Annotated in this window: 17 protein-coding genes; 7 read left to right on the top strand and 10 right to left on the bottom strand. The window is 71.5% G+C overall.

Annotated elements, in window-relative coordinates:
• Positions 1-276 precede the first annotated feature (276 nt).
• On the bottom strand, positions 277-816 hold the full coding sequence (locus tag ABH920_RS36080) for a YbhB/YbcL family Raf kinase inhibitor-like protein (protein ID WP_370353749.1): 540 nt from the start codon (positions 814-816) through the stop codon (positions 277-279).
• An 81-nt stretch (positions 817-897) separates the two neighbouring features.
• Here ABH920_RS36080 and ABH920_RS36075 point away from each other — a divergent pair, with 81 nt between their 5' ends.
• The 3 genes from ABH920_RS36075 to ABH920_RS36065 all read left to right on the top strand — a co-directional run bounded on the left by ABH920_RS36075 (position 898) and on the right by ABH920_RS36065 (position 3,425).
• Positions 898-1,581 (top strand): maleylpyruvate isomerase N-terminal domain-containing protein, encoded by a 684-nt coding sequence (locus ABH920_RS36075; protein WP_370353748.1) that lies wholly within the window; start codon positions 898-900, stop codon positions 1,579-1,581.
• A gap of 122 nt (positions 1,582-1,703) precedes the next feature.
• A complete protein-coding gene (locus ABH920_RS36070) occupies positions 1,704-2,516 on the top strand; it encodes an acyl-CoA thioesterase (RefSeq protein WP_370353837.1) in 813 nt (270 codons plus the stop codon).
• Between the two features lie 219 nt (positions 2,517-2,735).
• Positions 2,736-3,425, top strand: a complete 690-nt coding sequence (locus ABH920_RS36065; RefSeq protein WP_370353747.1) for a lysophospholipid acyltransferase family protein — start codon at positions 2,736-2,738, stop codon at positions 3,423-3,425.
• On the opposite strand, the gene ABH920_RS36060 is transcribed toward ABH920_RS36065, so the two are convergent.
• Complete coding sequence (locus ABH920_RS36060; RefSeq protein ID WP_370353746.1) at positions 3,386-3,925, bottom strand: hypothetical protein; 540 nt, start codon at positions 3,923-3,925, stop codon at positions 3,386-3,388. The two genes, ABH920_RS36065 and ABH920_RS36060, sit on opposite strands and share 40 nt — an antisense overlap.
• Positions 3,926-4,015: 90 nt before the next feature.
• Positions 4,016-5,167 (bottom strand): tetratricopeptide repeat protein, encoded by a 1,152-nt coding sequence (locus ABH920_RS36055; protein ID WP_370353745.1) that lies wholly within the window; start codon positions 5,165-5,167, stop codon positions 4,016-4,018.
• A 464-nt stretch (positions 5,168-5,631) separates the two neighbouring features.
• On the opposite strand from ABH920_RS36055, the gene ABH920_RS36050 reads away from it, so the two are divergent.
• Positions 5,632-6,438 carry a GNAT family N-acetyltransferase gene (locus tag ABH920_RS36050; RefSeq protein WP_370353744.1) on the top strand — a complete coding sequence of 269 codons (807 nt, stop codon included), beginning with the start codon at positions 5,632-5,634 and terminating at the stop codon, positions 6,436-6,438.
• A gap of 64 nt (positions 6,439-6,502) precedes the next feature.
• On the opposite strand, the gene ABH920_RS36045 is transcribed toward ABH920_RS36050, so the two are convergent.
• The 3 genes from ABH920_RS36045 to ABH920_RS36035 all read right to left on the bottom strand — a co-directional run bounded on the left by ABH920_RS36045 (position 6,503) and on the right by ABH920_RS36035 (position 9,619).
• Positions 6,503-6,859 carry a VOC family protein gene (locus ABH920_RS36045; protein ID WP_370353743.1) on the bottom strand — a complete coding sequence of 119 codons (357 nt, stop codon included), beginning with the start codon at positions 6,857-6,859 and terminating at the stop codon, positions 6,503-6,505.
• A 45-nt stretch (positions 6,860-6,904) separates the two neighbouring features.
• Positions 6,905-7,714 carry a CPBP family intramembrane glutamic endopeptidase gene (locus ABH920_RS36040; RefSeq protein WP_370353742.1) on the bottom strand — a complete coding sequence of 270 codons (810 nt, stop codon included), beginning with the start codon at positions 7,712-7,714 and terminating at the stop codon, positions 6,905-6,907.
• A gap of 417 nt (positions 7,715-8,131) precedes the next feature.
• The gene (locus tag ABH920_RS36035; RefSeq protein ID WP_370353741.1) at positions 8,132-9,619 is read right to left on the bottom strand and encodes a glutamate-cysteine ligase family protein; all 1,488 of its coding nucleotides are present in this window, start codon (positions 9,617-9,619) and stop codon (positions 8,132-8,134) included.
• Between the two features lie 124 nt (positions 9,620-9,743).
• Here ABH920_RS36035 and ABH920_RS36030 point away from each other — a divergent pair, with 124 nt between their 5' ends.
• From ABH920_RS36030 to ABH920_RS36020, 3 genes are all read left to right on the top strand, one after another.
• The gene (locus tag ABH920_RS36030) at positions 9,744-11,600 is read left to right on the top strand and encodes a substrate-binding and VWA domain-containing protein (protein ID WP_370353740.1); all 1,857 of its coding nucleotides are present in this window, start codon (positions 9,744-9,746) and stop codon (positions 11,598-11,600) included.
• A 457-nt stretch (positions 11,601-12,057) separates the two neighbouring features.
• Positions 12,058-12,291 (top strand): DUF5999 family protein, encoded by a 234-nt coding sequence (locus ABH920_RS36025; RefSeq protein WP_370353739.1) that lies wholly within the window; start codon positions 12,058-12,060, stop codon positions 12,289-12,291.
• A 218-nt stretch (positions 12,292-12,509) separates the two neighbouring features.
• Positions 12,510-13,385 carry an inositol monophosphatase gene (locus ABH920_RS36020; protein WP_370353738.1) on the top strand — a complete coding sequence of 292 codons (876 nt, stop codon included), beginning with the start codon at positions 12,510-12,512 and terminating at the stop codon, positions 13,383-13,385.
• A gap of 161 nt (positions 13,386-13,546) precedes the next feature.
• On the opposite strand, the gene ABH920_RS36015 is transcribed toward ABH920_RS36020, so the two are convergent.
• From ABH920_RS36015 to ABH920_RS36000, 4 genes are all read right to left on the bottom strand, one after another.
• The gene (locus tag ABH920_RS36015) at positions 13,547-14,122 is read right to left on the bottom strand and encodes an amidohydrolase family protein (RefSeq protein WP_370353836.1); all 576 of its coding nucleotides are present in this window, start codon (positions 14,120-14,122) and stop codon (positions 13,547-13,549) included.
• A gap of 116 nt (positions 14,123-14,238) precedes the next feature.
• Positions 14,239-14,985, bottom strand: a complete 747-nt coding sequence (locus ABH920_RS36010) for a phosphotransferase enzyme family protein (RefSeq protein WP_370353737.1) — start codon at positions 14,983-14,985, stop codon at positions 14,239-14,241.
• A 64-nt stretch (positions 14,986-15,049) separates the two neighbouring features.
• A complete protein-coding gene (locus tag ABH920_RS36005; protein ID WP_370353736.1) occupies positions 15,050-15,706 on the bottom strand; it encodes a response regulator in 657 nt (218 codons plus the stop codon).
• Positions 15,703-16,986 (bottom strand): histidine kinase, encoded by a 1,284-nt coding sequence (locus ABH920_RS36000; RefSeq protein ID WP_370353735.1) that lies wholly within the window; start codon positions 16,984-16,986, stop codon positions 15,703-15,705. Before ABH920_RS36000 ends, ABH920_RS36005 begins: the two co-directional genes overlap by 4 nt.
• Between the last annotated feature and the right edge of the window lie 32 nt (positions 16,987-17,018).

The following is a 17,018-nucleotide window of genomic DNA, read 5'->3' as shown; positions in this document are numbered from 1 at the left end:
TGCGCCGCCATGCCTGGCCGCCGCTGGCGTGCAGCCGTACGAGGCAGCCACCAGCGTGCCGCCATTCGCGACAGCTGCCGACGCGCGCCGCATCCGGCCGCCGCCAATGCGCCGCCGCTCCCGGCAGCCACCAGCGTGCCGCCGCTCGCGACAGGTGCCGGCGCGCCGCATCCGGCCGCCGCCGATGCGCCGCCGCTCGCGACAGCTGCCGGCCCGCCGCATCCGGCCGCCGCCGGTGTGCCGCCGTACCAGGCAGCCACCGGCAGCACTCCGTCCCTACTCGTCGGCGCTGGCCCACCCCTGCAGAATCCCGCGCCCCAGCTCGTGCCCGCGCATCATGAAGTGCAGCACCGCCGGCGTGGTGTCCGGGGTGACGCCGAGGTCGCGGACCGAGTCCACGTCCAGGGCGTGCACCGCGAAGTAGTAGCGGTGCCGGCCGGTGCCGGGCGGCGGGCCGAAGCCGACGTACTGGTGCATGCCGATCTCGTTCGGGACGTGGAACGCCTCGCCCGGGAGCGAGCCGTCGCCGGCGCCGGCGCCCGCGGGGAGCTCGGTGGTGTCGGCGGGGAGGTCGGCCAGGCCCCAGTGCCAGAACCCGGAGGGGATCGGGGCGTCGGGGTCGAACATCGTCACCGAGATGCTCCTGGTGCCCTCGGGGACCGGGCCCCAGGACAGCTGCGGCGAGGTCTCGCGGCCCCCGGGGACCTCGAAGATCGCCGAGCCGTGCTCGGGGGCGAGGCGTTCCCCGGGCTTGAATTCGGAGGAGCTCACCGTGAATGACGGCACCTGCTCCGAGGTGTCATAGGGCGACGACACGCGCACCACTCCCGTCCAACGACATCATCGACTATTGATGGATCTGCCACCCTCAACCCTACAGAAGGCGAGACGGCCAGCATGACCACCGCCGGAGAGCACTACCGTGTCATCCGCGCCGAGCTCACGGAGTTGGCCGCGGATCTGAGCCCGGAGCAGGCCGGCACGCCGGTGCCCGCGCTGCCGGGCTGGAGCGTGCTGGACACCTACGCGCACCTGGCCGGGATCAGCGCCGACGTCCCGGCCGGGATCGCGGCCCAGCCGGACAGCACCGCGTGGACCGCCGGACACCTCGCGGCGCGCCGGGGGCGCTCGCTGGCCGAGATCGTCGAGGAGTGGGGCGCCAACGGGCCCGGGATGGAGGCGTTCCTGGACGAGCCGGCCGGGCGGCCCGCGGTGATCGCCGTGATCGACCTCTTCCATCACAGCCACGACATCCGCGGCGCGCTCGGCCGGCGGGAGGCGCGCGACACGCCCGAGGCCGTGTTCGTGGCGACCCTGCTGACCAAGTTCAAGCGCAGCGGCTGGGAGGAAGCCGGGAATCCGCCGATCGAGCTGGCCACCGGCTCGGGCAGCTGGCGGTTCGGGGAGCAGGACTGCGCGCCCACGGCGGCACTGGCCACCTCCGACTTCGAACTCTCCCGCATCCTGATCGGGCGCCGGTCCCGGGCCCAGATGCTGGCCGCAGGCTGGACCGGCGACCCGGAGCCGATCGTGGACCTGCTGCCGAGGTTCGGGCCGCCCGTGACCGACCTCACCGAGTAGCCACGCCGACGACGGCCCCGTCCGGCGCCTAAACTCAATCCGCCCCTCAAATCCGCACCGCCACCGTCAGGTGAGATGGATCCGCCCCCGGGAGTCACCCCTTGGCCACCTTCGAGTCCCTCATGGACCTGCTCGAGCTGGAGAGGATCGAGGACGACCTGTTCCGCGGCGCCTCGCCCGACACCGACGTGCAGCGCGTCTTCGGCGGACAGGTCCTGGGCCAGGCCCTGTCCGCCGCCACGGCCACGGTCGAGCCGGACCGCAGCGTGCACTCCCTGCACGGGTACTTCCTGCTCCCCGGCGACCCGGCCGCGCCGATCGTGTACGAGGTCGACCGCTCGCGCACCGGCCGGTCGTTCTCCACCCGGCGGGTCGTGGCCCGCCAGCACGGCCGCAACATCTTCGTCATGTCGGCCTCGTACCAGATCCCCGAGCCCGGCCTGGACCACGCCGACCCGCGCCCGGACGCCCCGGACCCGGAGGAGCTGCCGGCGATCCCGACCAGCCCCGCCGACGACGGCGAGGACGCGCTGTGGAACATCCTCTACCGGCGCTGGACCGCCTTCGACATCCGGCGGGTCCCGGACACCGGCCCGGAACGGCGGCAGGTATGGCTGCGCACCTCCGCACCGCTGCCGGACGACCCGCACCTGCACACCGCGGTCCTCGCCTACGTCTCGGACCTGACGCTGCTGTCCACCACGCTCATCCGGCACAAGCTGCTGCCGCACAAAGAGGTGCAGATCGCCTCGCTGGACCACGCGATCTGGTTCCACCGCCCGGCGCGCGCCGACCAGTGGCTGCTCTACGACCAGGCCTCGCCCTCGGCCTCCGGCGCCCGCGGGCTGGCCACCGGCCGGCTGTTCACGCGGGAGGGCACGCTGGTGGCGACGGTCGTGCAGGAGGGGCTGCTGCGGGTACATCCGGCGCCCTGAGGCGTCGCCGGATCCGCCCGCGAACCGGCCGGCGCCACGCCGCCGCGAACCACCCCGCGCCAAGCCCCGCAAACCGACCCCCGACCGAACCCCCGCAGCACCCCCGCCCTACCCTTTCCGCACACGTGCGGTCGGCCCCGACCGCCCCAGGCGATCCGCTAGTCTCGACGGCGTCCCCACCGACCCGCCGCGGCGAAGAAGAATGAGGTCAGCGCGCAGATGTCCGTGTACCAGGCGGCGAAATTCTTCGTCGAACCCCTCGTGAAGCTCGTCTACCGGCCGCGCGTCGAGGGCCTGGAGAACATCCCCGCCACCGGGGCCGCCATCCTGGCCGCGAACCACCTGTCGTTCTCAGACTCCTTCTTCATCCCGGTGGTGGTCCCCCGCCACGTGACCTTCATCGCCAAGGCCGAGTACTTCAACACCCGCGGCCTGAAGGGGATGTGGAACAAGTACTTCTACGCCCGGTTCGCCGGCGCCGTCCCCATCGACCGCTCCGGCACCCGCAACGCCACCACCGCGGCCCTGGAAGGCGCCGTGGCGGTCCTGGAGGCGGGCGACCTGTTCGGCATCTACCCGGAGGGCACACGCTCCCCCGACGGCAAGCTCTACCGCGGCCGCACCGGCATCGCCGAGATCGCCCTGCGCTCAGGCGCCCCGATCATCCCGATCGGCATCGTCGGCACCGACCGCGTCCAGCCCCCCGGCAAGAAGATCCCCCGCCTGAGCCGCGTGACCATCCGCATCGGCGCCCCCCTGGACCTGGCCGCCGCCAAGGCGCTGGGGAAGCCGGCACTGGTGCGCCGGGCGATCACCGACGAGGTGATCGAGGAGATCCAGAAGCTGTCGGGGCAGGAGTACCGGGCGGTTTACGCCTCCGACGTCAAGGAGGGGAAGGCGGCGGCCTGAGCCGCCCCGGCCCCGTATGCCCTGAGGGAGTCGCCTCCCGGAGCCGGGGTTCGTTCGGCGATGAGTCGGTCAGCGTGATCGGTGGTCAAGACCCAGATCATGCGGATGTTCTCGTGTGTGTCCGGAGACTGCAGCCATGTGGCGGGATCGGCCAGTACTGCGTCGATCTCAGCGCGGCTGAGCTGTGGCGCGTCGTCCCAGTTGCCGTCGAGCGGTTCGCGAACCTCGATCATGTCGCGATTGATCAGATCGGCGGCCGAGGCGGCGAACTGCGGGACGAGAGCTTGCATCTGCTCGAAGGTCAGGCGGTTCCCTATATGGGTGTTTCCAGCCTCCGCCCAGCTGATCCGAGCTCCGTAGTGCGTGATCGCTTCGTTGAGATAGCCCTGCGTCATTGCGACGTACATGATGACGTCTTCGGGCGTCCGCTGATCCCAGATTGCCATGTATTGCATCCTTTCAACGAAGAACGGACGAGGCCGCTCGGCGTCGAAGCTCACCTAAGCCCTCATGGCTAAGCCTGTTGAGACAACGTCAAGGGCCGGCCGCGCGAACCCTCGCGCAGCCGGCCCCTCGCGTCTGACAGCGACCTAAGCCGTCGCCACGCCCCCGCCGTCGCCCCCGGGCTGGACCGAGATCGCCCCCGACAGCACCGCCTGCGCCTCCGGGTGCCCCGCGGCCGCGGCGGCCTCGAACCACGGCAGTGCCGCCTCGGTCTTGCCGCTCTGCTGGAGCAGCACCGCCGAGTTCCACATCGCCGGGACGTGTCCGGCGTTGGCGGCGGCCAGGAACAGGCGCTCGGCGTCGATCAGGGCGCCGGTCTGGGCCGCCACCACGCCGAGGGCGTAGGCGCCCGACGGGTCGCCGGCGTTCATCGCACGCTGGAAGGCCTCCGCGGCGCCCTGCTGGTCGCCGGTGGCCAGCAGCACCTGGCCGTAGACGACCTCGGCGCCCGGCGCGTCGGACTCCCGGCCGCGCTCGGCGGCCGCGAGGGCCTCCTCGACCTCGCCGCGGGCCAGGGACAGCAGGGCGAAGTTCACCTGCGCGTGGCCGTCGCCGCCCTCGGCGCCGCGCTTGAAGCAGTCCATCGCCTCCTCGACCTCGCCCTGCATCAGCAGGACGTTGCCCAGGTTGTTCACCGCGCGGACCTCGCCGGCCTCCACCGCCTTGCGGTACCACTCGGCGGCCTGCACCAGGTCGCCGCGGCGCTGGGCCAGGACGCCGATGTTCGCCATCGCCGAGCCGACTTCGGCCTCGGCGCCGCGGCGGTACCAGAACTCGGCCTCGGCCGGGTTGTCCCAGTGGTTCATGCGCCCCAGGTTCACCGCGGCCTCCGACGAGCCCAGCGCGACCGCCTGGCTCAGCCAGGCCACCGCGGCGTCGTTCTCGCCGCGCACCGCCAGCAACGTGCCCAGGTTGTTCGCGGCCTCGGCCTCGCCGAGTTCGGCCGCCGCCGCGTACCAGCGCACCGCCTGGTCGAAGTCGTCACGGGCCTGATACACCAGGCCCAGGCCGAACATCGCCGCGCGGCTGCCGCCGCCGGCCGCCGGGGCGAACACCGCCTCGGCCGCCTCCAGGTCCCCGGCCTCGAAGGCCACGAACCCCGCCGCCACCACCGGGTCGGCGTCGAACGCCGCGGACGGCGCCTGCGTCTCCAGTTCCGTCACCGCATCGGCGCCACCGACCTGGAGCCCGTCGGCCTCATCCGCCCCGCCGCCGAACTGCTGCTCTACCTCGGCCACGCTAGCCTCTCCCAAAAATCGAGCCACTATCCCCACCCGGCGACCCTCGCCGAGGAACCACCAAAGAAAATCACACCGGCCGACAACCGGACGACAACGGGAGTATCCGGCACTACCCCCGCCGCACGCCAGTCACCACACCGGATCAAGTCCGGACCGAGTCCGTACGGCGGCCCGCGCGCGACCCGCCCGCGTCCGACCTGGACCTTCGCCGAACCCCGCGCCAGCCCCCGATCCGAAGCCTCAAGTACCGCCGGATCACGCCCCGGACACCAACCGGCCGCATACCCGAAACCCACGCGACATGCCTCGGTCGGCCGGCCCCGCCGCGGTCCGCCCCCGACCCCCGCCGAGCGCTCCCGGCGGCCCCGCGAACCAGCGCCCTGACCTGCGCCGTTACCCCGCAAGAGTGCCAACCTGTCGTGTCGCACGACGCAGACCGTCAGGTCGTGGATGATATGCGCATGCGTTCCCCCGTCACGCTCCACGGCAACCTGTGCCGCCTGGAGCTCATGCGACCGGACCACATCGACGGCCTGCTGTTCGCGGCCGTCGCCGACCGGTCCACGTACGACTTCACCTACGTGCCGCGCGACCACGACGCAGTCGTCCGGTACGTGGCCCTGGCGACCTCGGACTTCGCCGCCGGTGTCGCCGTCCCCTTCACCACCATCGCGATCGATCCGCTGACCGGCGAGGAACGCATCGTGGGCACCTCCCGCCTGCGCGAACTCGAGTACTGGCGGGCCGGGGTCTGGCCGCCCCGGCACGGGCACGTCAACCCCGACGGCCGACCGGACGCCGCCGAGATCGGCTCCACCTGGCTGCACCCCTCGGCCCAGCGCACCGGCATCAACACCGAGGCCAAGCTGATGATGCTCACCTACGCTTTCGAGACCTGGGACGTGCACCGCGTCAGCCTCAAGACCGACGTGCGCAACACCCGCAGCCGGGCCGCGATCAGCGCCCTGGGCGCGCAGTTCGAGGGCATCAAGCGGGCGCACTTCCCGGCCGCCGACGGAGGCGTGCGCGACAGCGCCCTGTTCTCCATCGTCCGCGCCGAGTGGCCGGCCGCGAAGGCCAACCTGGAGGCCCGCCTGCAGCGCTACCTCGACCGCGCCACCACCGCGGCCCTGGAGCCGACGCTGGAGCCGGCCCCGGCGGTCATGACCGTCGAGCCGCACCTGGTCGAACCGCTGCCGCTGGACACCACGATCGAGACCGCCCCGGTCGCCCCGGTAGTACAAGCGCCAGCCATTCCGGCGGCTTAGAGCTCGACGCACCAGTAGCACGACCGGCGAGCCTCACAGAGGTCCGTCGACCGGACAGCGGGCCTCAGACCGGCTCGTAGACGACCACCGACCACCCATCCGGCCCGGTCACCGAGAACCGCACCTCATGCGGACCGGCGACCGGGCCGGCGACGTCGTAGCCGGCTGCCGCCAGCCGCTCGGCGGTCCCCGCCGCGTCCGCGACCTTCACCATCACCTGCGCCGCCCCCGACGACTCGGCCCCGGAGGCCAGCGCCAGGCGCGCACCGCCCAGGTCGAACTGGGCCCAGCGCTCGCCGTCGACGAAGGTCGGCTCGATGCCCAGCACCGCCGCCAGGAACCGCACGCCGTCCGCCAGCCGCGCCGCCGGGAACACCGACGCCACGCTCAGAGCCTTCTCGTCCGCCATTGCGTCCGCCATCGCGTCCTCCTTTTCTGACGATGCGTCAGATTAGCCGAACCGGCGTCACTTCGGAGCCCCCGGGATCCCGAGGTAGTGCGCCCAGTACAGCCACCCGACGAAGGTCACACTGTCGATCAGCCCGTGCGCCACCACCAGCGGCATCACCCGGCCCCAGCGCCGGTAGGCCCGGCAGAAGATCAGCCCCATGACGAAGTTCCCGACGAACCCGCCGAAACCCTGGTACAGGTGGTACGACCCGCGCACCAGCGAGGACATGATCTCCGACCTGGTCCGGGAGAACCCCAGCTGCTCGAACCGGCGCAGCAGGTACCCCAGGACCACGACCTCCTCGGTGACCCCGTTCCGGAACGCGTCCAGCAGCAGGACCGGCACCCGCCACCACACGTCCGGCAGCGTGGTCGGGATCACCGTCGCGTTGAGGTTCAGGGCGTGCGCGACCACGTACAGCCCCAGCCCCGCCGAGCCGATCCCGGCCGCCACCACGGCGCCCCGGGCCCAGTCCCGCCAGCCGCCGGACAGGTCGAACCCGAGCGTGCGCAGCGAGGCGTTGTCCCGCAGCAGCAGATACGCCACCAGCGCCACGATCGCGACGCTGAACCCGAGGTCGAGCACCTGGTAGGTGAAGTCCAGCCAGGGCCGCGAGGACTGCGAGGCGTTCAGCCCGGCCGCCTGCTGGTTCAGCGCCTGCTTCGCGGTCAGCTTCGCGATGATCGACACGAACGAGTACACCGCCGACTGGCCGAACGACAGCGCCAGCACCACCAGGACCTCGAACCGCAGCAGCGTCCGCCATCGCGCCTCGGACACCGGCCCGCCCCCCGTGGGCACCACGCCCTCGTCCACCACCGCCACGCCGGCTCCTCACCCTCGTCCGCTGCGTCGTCTCCGACTGACGTATCCGACCGCCGTCATCGACCGCCGTCGTCGGCTGCCGACTTCGACTGCCGTAACGCATCATCGCAGCCGAAGCGCTGAACGAGCCCGATCGGACCTGTACGGCCCTGAACGGGCCTTCGGCCATGATCGGTAGACCTGACGTCACCGCTTCCGAACCCACGGTTACCTTCAAGTAACAAAGTGGGCGCGGACAACCGGTAAAACCCGCTGTCTCTTGTCCGCCGGTTCACGGCCGAACTACTGTTCCGCAGCAGCGGCGCATATGCGGACGCACACCCCTTGACTAAAGCTCTGACCACGGCCTTGACCACACCGAAAGACCAGACGAGAGGCGCACCTATGCGGCGGCGGCGAACCGGCCCGGACCCGGGCTCAGCCCGGCGTCCAGGTGTGCGCCGGCGCGCCGGTGAGCATCAGGTCCGAATAGGCGATCGTCAGCCGCTCCAGAGCCGTGGCCCGCTCCACGCCCTCGTCGTCGACCAGCCGGTGGAACTCCCCGGACAGCCAGGTCGCCCCGTTGCGTCCGGTGACGCACCGGCCCTCGATGATCCCCAGGAACTCGTCCCGGTCGCGCGGATCGATGCCCAGGGCGTCCAGCCCGCGGCGCGCCGCCGGCAGCAGCTCGGTGAGCACCAGCTCCCGCACGGGAACCGGGCCGCTGTACCGGTCCGTGCGCCACGCCAGCTCGGCGGCCAGGCCGAAACGCGCCGCGTGGTGCAGGTTGCGCGCGGCGTCGGCGAAGTCCAGATGGCCCCACACCGGATCGGGGTCCTCCATCAGCGCCTTCACGCAGCCGTAGAAGAACGCGGCGTTGGCCAGCACGTCCACGACCGTCGGGCCGGCCGGCAGCACCCGGTTCTCCACCCGCAGATGCGGCTTGCCGCGCGCCACGTCGTAGACCGGCCGGTTCCAGCGGTACACGGTGCCGTTGTGCAGCTTCAGCTCCGGCAGATGCGGAATCCCGCCCTCGGCCAGTACCTTCTCGGGGTCCTCGTCGGAGGACACCGGCAACAGCGCCGTGAAATACCGCAGGTTCTCCTCGAACAGGTCCAGCGGCGAGGAGATCCAGCGCTCCCCGAACCACACCCGCGGCCGCACACCCTGCGCCGCCAGCTCCTCCACCCGGAAGTCGGTGGCCTGCTCGAACAGCGGGATCCGGGTCTCGGCCCACAGCTCCCGGCCGAACAGGAACGGCGAGTTCGCCCCGAGCGCCACCTGCACCCCGGCCAGGGCCTGCGCGGCGTTCCAGGCCGGGGCGAAGGTCTCCGGCGAGACCTGCAAATGGAACTGCACCGAGGTGTTGCAGGCCTCGGGCATGATCGAGGCGAACGTGGTGCGCAGCCGCTCCACGCCGTCGATCTGCACCAGGAAGTCCTCGCCCCGGACCTGCGCGATCTCGTCGTTGAGCAGGAAGTAGCGGTCCTCGGCGGAGAAGTTCTCGACCACCATGTGCGCCTCGTCCAGGGTCGGCAGGATGCCGATCATCAGGATCCTGGCGCCGGCGGCGCGCGCCTGGCGGTCGGCGTAGGCCAGCGAGGTGCGCAGCTCCTCGGCCAGCTCGGAGAACACCGTCCCGACCAGCTTGTGCGGGGCGATGTTCACCTCCAGGTTGAACTGGCCCAGCTCGGTCTGGAAGTCGCGGCTGGCGATGCGCGAGAGCACGTCCTCGTTCACCATCACCGGCCGGCCGATCGGGTCGACCAGGTCCAGCTCCAGCTCCACGCCCATCAGCGTGCGGCCGCGCTCGAACCGGTCCTCGGCCAGCATGCGGCGGAACACTTCGAAGCCTGCGCGCAACCGTTCCCGGAACCGTGTCCGATCCGCCCCGGTGAATTCGGTCGCGACCACACGCTCGCCCACAGGCGCGCCCCTTTGCCGTCTTGGCCCGCAGTAGTAGCGCGGGACGCCGTCATCACACCGACATACCAACTCAGAAACTCAGACTACTGTCGGACATTCAGCAACGAAAGGGATCGTGACCCCCGTGGCAGGCAGGCACCGGTCCTATGAGGGCCCCAGCAACTCCTCCCGCGGCCGCGGGGGCGGCTCCGGCGGATCGTCGTTCCCGACCGGGCTCGTGGCGCTCGGGGCGGCGCTCGTGCTCGCCGCGGGCGGCGGATACGTGCTGTACACGAAGAAGCACGACTCCACGAGCAACGCCGGCGGCAGCGGTCACACCCCGGCGGCTTCCAGCGGGTCGTGCGCCGCGCCGACCACGCTGAACGTCGACGCCAACCCCGACGTCTACACCGCAGTCAAGGCGGTCGCCGACGGGATGTCGGACCCGTGCGTGCACGTCAACGTCACCAGCGCCGAGGCCTCGGCCGTGGCGGCGTTCCTGGCCGGCACCGCCAAGGGCGGCGACGTCACCAGCGCGCCGGACGTGTGGATCCCGGACAGCAGCATGTGGATCGACGTGGCGCACGGCAACGGCGTGAAGTCGCTGGCGGCCAACCCGACGCCGATCGCGACCAGCCCGCTGGTGATCGGCATGCCCAAGCCGGTGGCCGCCGCGAACGGCTGGCCGGGCAAGCCGTTCGGCTGGAGCGACCTGCTCGCCAACTTCAAGAGCAACAAGCTCCAGACCGCCGTTCCGGACCCGACCACCTCAGGGCCCGGTCTCGCCGCGATCACCATGCTGCGCGCCGCTGTGCTGGGCCCGGCCGGAGCTGACAAGACCAAGCAGGCGCAGGCTCTGCAGAACCTCACGCTGGTCTACCGGGTCATGAGCACCTCGGTGTCCAGCTCGATGAGCGCGTTGCTCACCAGCCTGCCCTCGGACGGCGCGACCGCCGCGGGCGCCGGCGGCGTGGCGGCGTTCCCGTCGACGGAGCAGAAGATCGCCGCGTACAACACCGCCAGCCCGGCCACCCCGCTGGTCGCGCTGTATCCCGCGGACCCGGGTCTGGGCACGATGATGATGGATTATCCGTACACGATCAGCGCCAACCTGGACGCCGCGCACGCCAAGGCCGCGGCCGAGTTCCAGAGCGTGCTGCAGAGCCCGGCGGCCGTCAACACCCTGCAGAAGGCCGGGTTCCGGGACCCGAAGGGCGCCGCGGGCGGCATCCTGACCGCCGCGAACGGCGTCAACCCGGCCGTGCCCGCGCTGGCGCCGGCCGACACCACGCACACCGCGGCCGGCACCGCGCTGTCGGTGTGGAACGTGACCAGCGAGCAGACCCGCGGCCTGGTGGTCATGGACGTCTCCGGCTCGATGGGGATGGCCGTGCCCGGCCAGGTCGACCCGACCTCCCAGGCCCCGCTGAGCCGGCTGCAGATCACCGCCGCGGCCTGCCTGGCCGGGCTGCCGCTGTTCGGCGACAGCTCCCAGCTGGGGCTGTGGACGTTCACCACCAAGGACACCGCCGACGGCGGCGGCACCGTGCACAACGAGCTGGTCCCGATGGGCCCGCTGTCGGCGCCGGTGGGCAATTACCCGAACCGGCGCGCGGCACTGAACGCGGCGCTGCAGCAGCTCGCGATCCAGCCGGGCAGCCGCAACGGGCTGTACGACACCATCCTGGACGCGTACAAGACGGTGCTGACCGGCTGGGCGCCTAACGAGTCCAACGCGATCGTGGTGTTCACCGACGGCAAGGACGATGGTCTGAACTCGATGACCGCCGACCAGCTCATCGCCAAGCTCGACGCGCTGAAGACGGCCAACCCGAACCACCCGGTGCGGGTCATGATCGTGGCGCTGGGCAGCGGCGTGGACCTCACCACCCTGTCGAAGATCACCGCGGCCTCGAACGGCCAGGCGCTGCACGCCGACACGCCGGCGGACATCGGCTCGGCGGTCATCGCGGGCTTCGCGGGGCGGCTGTCGGACCAGTGAGGCACCGAGCCGCCGTGTCTCGTGTCACCGTGTCTCGTGTCTCGTGTCACCGTGTCTCCGGATGAGCCATCCGGTGGCGCGGGCGGCGATCCGTCCCGCGCCTCCGGCACGTCCGGCGACACGCCGTGTGTCCGTCAGATAACCCAGGATCACCCTTAGGGAAGCCGTCCCTAAGAGCAAACACCGACCAGCAGAAAGCTCAAAGAGAGCTCAGAGCGACGAACCGCTGACAGCTCGGTCGCGTCTAGTCAGTAGTGACTACGTGACCGGGCTCCGGCGCCACACCAGAGCACTACATTCCCCGAATGCCCGAGTCACCTCACCGGATTTCCCTGCGCTGAGCCGTGTGACGCGCGACACTAGGAGCACTGGTTCAGACCACCGGCGAAAACCGAGGTTCAGACCACACCACGGCGGCCCCACCGCAAGGCCGCCCCGAGGACGAAGAAGAACCACCATGACGACGATGACCGCCTCCCGACCCGGCTCCGCGCACGCGTGCCACCACCACCCCTGCTGTCCCGGCGCCGCCGCCAGCGACCGGGACGCCGCGCTGGTCGTGGTCGCGCACCCGGAGCAGGGCTGGTCGCTGCTGTGCAACGGGATCGTGCTGTTCGACGACACCGGCGAACTGCTCCCCGACGGCCAGGCGATCGCGCCGCACCGCCCGACGGACCGCTCCGCGTCCTGAGGCCGCGTCGATCGATCCACTGTTGTTACCGCTCGACTCACAGTTCGCCACAGCTCGTCGCACAGCAACGACCTCCTCGGGGACATCCGGGTCCGGCCAGAAACGGACCCGCGGCGCCCCCGATCGAGATCACACACCCTTCGAGGCCGGCCCGGGGCTCGACGCGTCGATCGCTCGCCCCGTGGATCCGTGAACGGCCCAGATCCGGGGGCAGCGCCATGAACGTCGCCCATACCGACCTTCATCTGGCCCATCAGGCGGCGGACCGCGCCGATGCCGTGGCCATGCGCCATTTCCGCACCGGCGACGTCGCCTGGCAGCGGGCCAAGGCCGGCGGCAGCCCGGTCAGCGCCGCCGACCACGAGGTCGAACACACCCTTCGCACGCTGATCACCGCGGCCAGCCCCACGGACGCCTTCCTCGGCGAGGAGTTCGGCGCGCACGGCCGGTCCCGCCGACGCTGGATCGTCGATCCCATCGACGGCACGGCCAGCTTCCTGGCCGGCGAGCCCGAATGGGGCACGCTGATCGCCCTGGCCGACGGCGACACCGTACTGCTCGGCATGGTCTCGGCCCCGGCCTGTGCCAGGCGATGGTGGGCCGTGCCTGGAGCAGGAGCCTGGAGCGCCGCTCTGCCGATGGACCCGCACACCTCGGCCTCCCCGCTCGCCGTCACAGCCGCCACCAGCCTTCAAGACGCCGCCATCGGCATCTGGCCTCCGCCCGCGCGGCTGAGCGCTGGCGACCGGCGGCTCGCCGCGCGCGTGGCCGCTCAGGCTCGGAGCACGGTTCCGGCAGTGGAATGGGACGGCCCGACTGCCTCCGCCTCTTCTGTCATTTCCGCCGTCATCCGCAAGCCCTCGACCGGGTCCGGGACCTGCCACGGTGCGCTACTCGTCGCCACCGGCCGGCTCGATGCCTTCCTGCTGGCGGGCGCAGGGCCCTGGGACGTCGCCCCTCTCGTGCCGATCGTTCGGGAAGCCGGCGGCGCCTACAGCGAGCTGTCCGAGGGTCGGGGCGGAGACACCATTACTGCCTTGTTCTCCGCCCCGAGCATTCATCAGCAGATCCTGGACATCGCAAAGACCTGCTGAAAGCTGCCGAGTCCCGGCCTGCCTCACCTGCGCGTTGACCGCCGCCTGGTCGGCGATGGCCGGATAGCCGCGGTAGCCCGCCGGCTGTCCCGCCGGCGGAGTGCGGTACGGCTTGGTCAGCCAGGCGGTGCGGCCCTGGGGCGAGCCGTCCAGGAACATCTTCACGCCGGCGGTACGCAGGCCGCCGTGGATGTAGTCGCGGCCCGCGCCTCGTCGCGCATGAAGTCCAGCACCGGCAGATCGACGCCGCCGTCCTGGACCGTGGTGAAGCCGTAGCGGTTCGCCACCTGGCGCCCGCGCTCGAAGAACCCGGCCTGGTCCTCCAGCGCGATGCCCGCGCCGGCCTGCGCGTAGGCGATGTTGAAGGCGGATTCCTCCAGCACGCCGTTGGGGACGCCGTGCGGCGGCACCCAGCCGGGTTCGCCGGAACCGCTGATGCGGCGGATGACGCCGCCTTCGGGGTCCGGCGTCTCGTGGGTGAAGCCCAGCAGCCGCAGGCCGGCGGAGTTGACCGCTCCGAGGTGGAAGGACTGGTGGACGGCCAGGGTCGGTTTGTCGGTGGGGACCAAGTCCAGGTCGACGGCGGCGGGATGGTTCTTCCCGACCAGCATCGCGTCGTCGTATCCGAAGCCGAGGACCCACTGCGAGCGCCGGCCGGGGCCGGTGTCGGCCCAGGCCGTCAGGCGGGCCACGACGTCGTCGACGGTGGCTACGTCGCCGTCGGGGGCGGCGAGCAGGTTCGCGATCGTCGCCTGGAGTTGACGTTCGTCTGTCCGGTCGCCGGTGCGTTCAGGTCGTCCATGGGAGGCTCTCCAGCCGATAGAGAATCAGAGTTCTGATTCCCTGCATAGCGCTACTTCACAGCGCCTTCAAGTACGGCGCGATGCCGCTTGAGGTGAGCGATGTTCCCCAGGTAGTAGCGATCGTGACCCTCGGCGACGTGCTGGGCGAACGCCGGATGGCCCGCGGCGGCCTGCCGGCGCATGAAGCCGACCAGGTGCTCCAGGCGGGCGATGACGGTGTCGAGCAGCGCGGTCCGGTCGCGCGCGCCGAGGTCGTAGGCGTCAACGAAGAGCGCCAGGCGCCGGGCTTGTTCCTTGGGCGGTGCGCCGTCCTCGACGAGCTGGACGAAGCGGTAGGCCGCGTAGGCGACGTCCCAGACCCGCGGCGCGGGATGCGCGGTGTCGAAGTCGATCAAGGAAACGGGACGGCCGTCGCGGAAGACGGTGTTGTAGGGGGCCACGTCGCCGTGGCAGATCACCTCGGACGGCTCGCGGGGCTCGAAATACCACGTGGCTCGCGGTGGTGGGACGAAGTCGGCGGTCGCGTCGTGGAGGCCGCGCAGCAGGGCTCCGACCTCGGCCAGCGCTTCGTCGGAGACGACGGCCTCGGACCCCGGGACGTCGCCGGGCACGAAATCGAGGACCTCGCGTCCCTCGGCGTCGAAGCCGTGGGTCCTGGGTGCTCCGCTGAAGCCCTTGGCGGCCAGGTGCTCCAGCACGGCGTGCACGGCCGGCGTCCACTCCCCTGCCGGTCGGTGCACGCGGTCGCCGATGCGGAGGACCGTGTTCACGCCGCCTGTCATCGGTTCGCCGGTCATTCCAAGATCGTGCCACACCGCTGAGCCCTGACCCTCGGCCTCGGCTTCTCAGCCCTCCGGCGCCTCACCGGGTGGCGACGATCAGTCCGCTCTCGTAGGCGACGATCACCAGCTGCGCCCGATCCCGCGCGCCGAGCTTCGTCAGCAGCCTGCTGACGTGCGTCTTCACCGTCGCCGGGCTGAGGATCAGGCGGAGCGCGATCTCCTGGTTGGTCAGGCCCCTGCCGATGAGTTCCAGGACGTCCTTCTCCCGATCGGTGATCACCGACAGCTCGGTGGTCGGTCGGCGCCCCGGCTCCGGGATGCGGGCGAACTCCTCGATCAGGCGCTTCGTGATGCCTGGTGCGAGCAACGCCTCGCCCGCCGCGACCACGCGGATGGCCGCGACGAGGTCGGCCGGTGGGGTGTCCTTCAGCAGGAAGCCGCTCGCGCCGGCCCGCAGCGCGCCGTAGACGTACTCGTCGAGGTCGAAGGTGGTCAGGACCAGGACCCGGACGTGAGGGTGCCGCTCGGCGATCGCGCGGGTCGCGGCCAGGCCGTCGAGCTCCGGCATCCGGATGTCCATGAGCACCACGTCGGGCAGCTCGCTGCAGGCCCGCTCGACGGCCTCGTTGCCGTTCGCGGCCTCGGCGACCACGGTCAGGTCGGCCTGCGAGTCCAGCAGCAGCCGCAGGCTGCCGCGCAGCAGGGTCTGGTCGTCGGCGATCAGGACTCGGATCATCGGGCCGCCTCCAGGGGAATCCGTGCCACGACGCGGAATCCGCCGCCGGGCAGCGGGCCGGCCTGGAACTCGCCGCCGTAGGCCGCGACGCGTTCGTGCATGCCGACCAGGCCGTGGCCGGGCTGCACGGCGGCCGCGGCGGCCCCGCCCCCGTTCCCGGGCCCGGTCCCGGTCCCGGCCCCAACGCCGGCTTCGACGCCGGCGGGTGCGCCCCGACCGTCATCGACCACGATGATCCCTATCGCGTCCCCGCCGTAGTCGAGGACGACGCGGGCGCGGGTCGCGTCGGCATGCTTGATCACGTTGGTCAGGGCCTCCTGGACGATGCGGTACACGGCGAGCTCGAGCGGGGTCGAGGTCTCGATCCGTTCCCCGGACACCTTGAGCTCGACCCGGATCCCGGACGCGGCGGTCCGGGCCACCAGGTCGTCGAGGTCGGTCAGGCCCGGCGCCGGCAGCAGCTCCGGGCCCTGTTGCCGGCCGTCGCCGTCGCGGAGCATGCCGAGCAGCCGGCGCATGTCGTGCAGGGCCGTGCGGCCGGTCTGCTCGATCGAGGCCAGGGCTTTGACCGCCTCGTCGGGCTGCTCCCGGCCGACGAAGCCGGCCACCGAGGCCTGGACGGTGATCAGCGACATGCTGTGCGCGACGATGTCGTGCAGCTCGCGGGCTATCCGCAGCCGCTCCTCCACGACCTGCTCCCGGGCCCGCTGCTCGGCCTGTGCCTGCAACCCGGCGGTGTAGGCGCGGCTCGCGCCGACCGCCACGCCGATCATCCACACCCCGGTCAGCGGCAGGGCCAGGAGGGTCACGGCGAAGACCGCGGCCCGCATCTCGTGCGGGGCCTGCGCCGGATCCGCGGCCCACCGCCTGAGGCCCACGTCGAGCACGACCAGCATCGCGACCGAGCAGCCGAGCATGATCCCGAGCGCGCGGACGGCCTGCCGCCGGGGCACCGCGGCGGCGAGCGTGTACAGGACGAGCATCATCGCCGGCGGCACCGCCCACGGAAAGGCCTGCGACTCCAGCGACATCACCGGCGCGCCCAGCGACACCGCCCACAACGCAGCCCACGGACATAGCCGGCGCGCGCCGATGGCGGCGCCGAGGACCACGATGAGCAGCACCCGCACCGGATCCGGGATCTCGACCACCGGCTCGTGCCCCTCGAACCAGGTGAGCAGCGCCAGCCCGCACACCAGCGCGCCGACCGCGGAGTCGACGGCGACGAGGTCGCGCAGACTCATGCGGCGGGTCAGGGGTGGCAGGGCCGTGCTGGTCATGATCCGACAGTAGCCCGGGGCGGGGGCGGCGG

The sequence above is a fragment of the Catenulispora sp. EB89 genome, assembly GCF_041261445.1.
GTDB lineage: Bacteria > Actinomycetota > Actinomycetes > Streptomycetales > Catenulisporaceae > Catenulispora.
The sequence above is the reverse complement of the archived record's forward strand: the minus strand, read 5'-3'. Positions and strand labels throughout refer to the sequence as shown.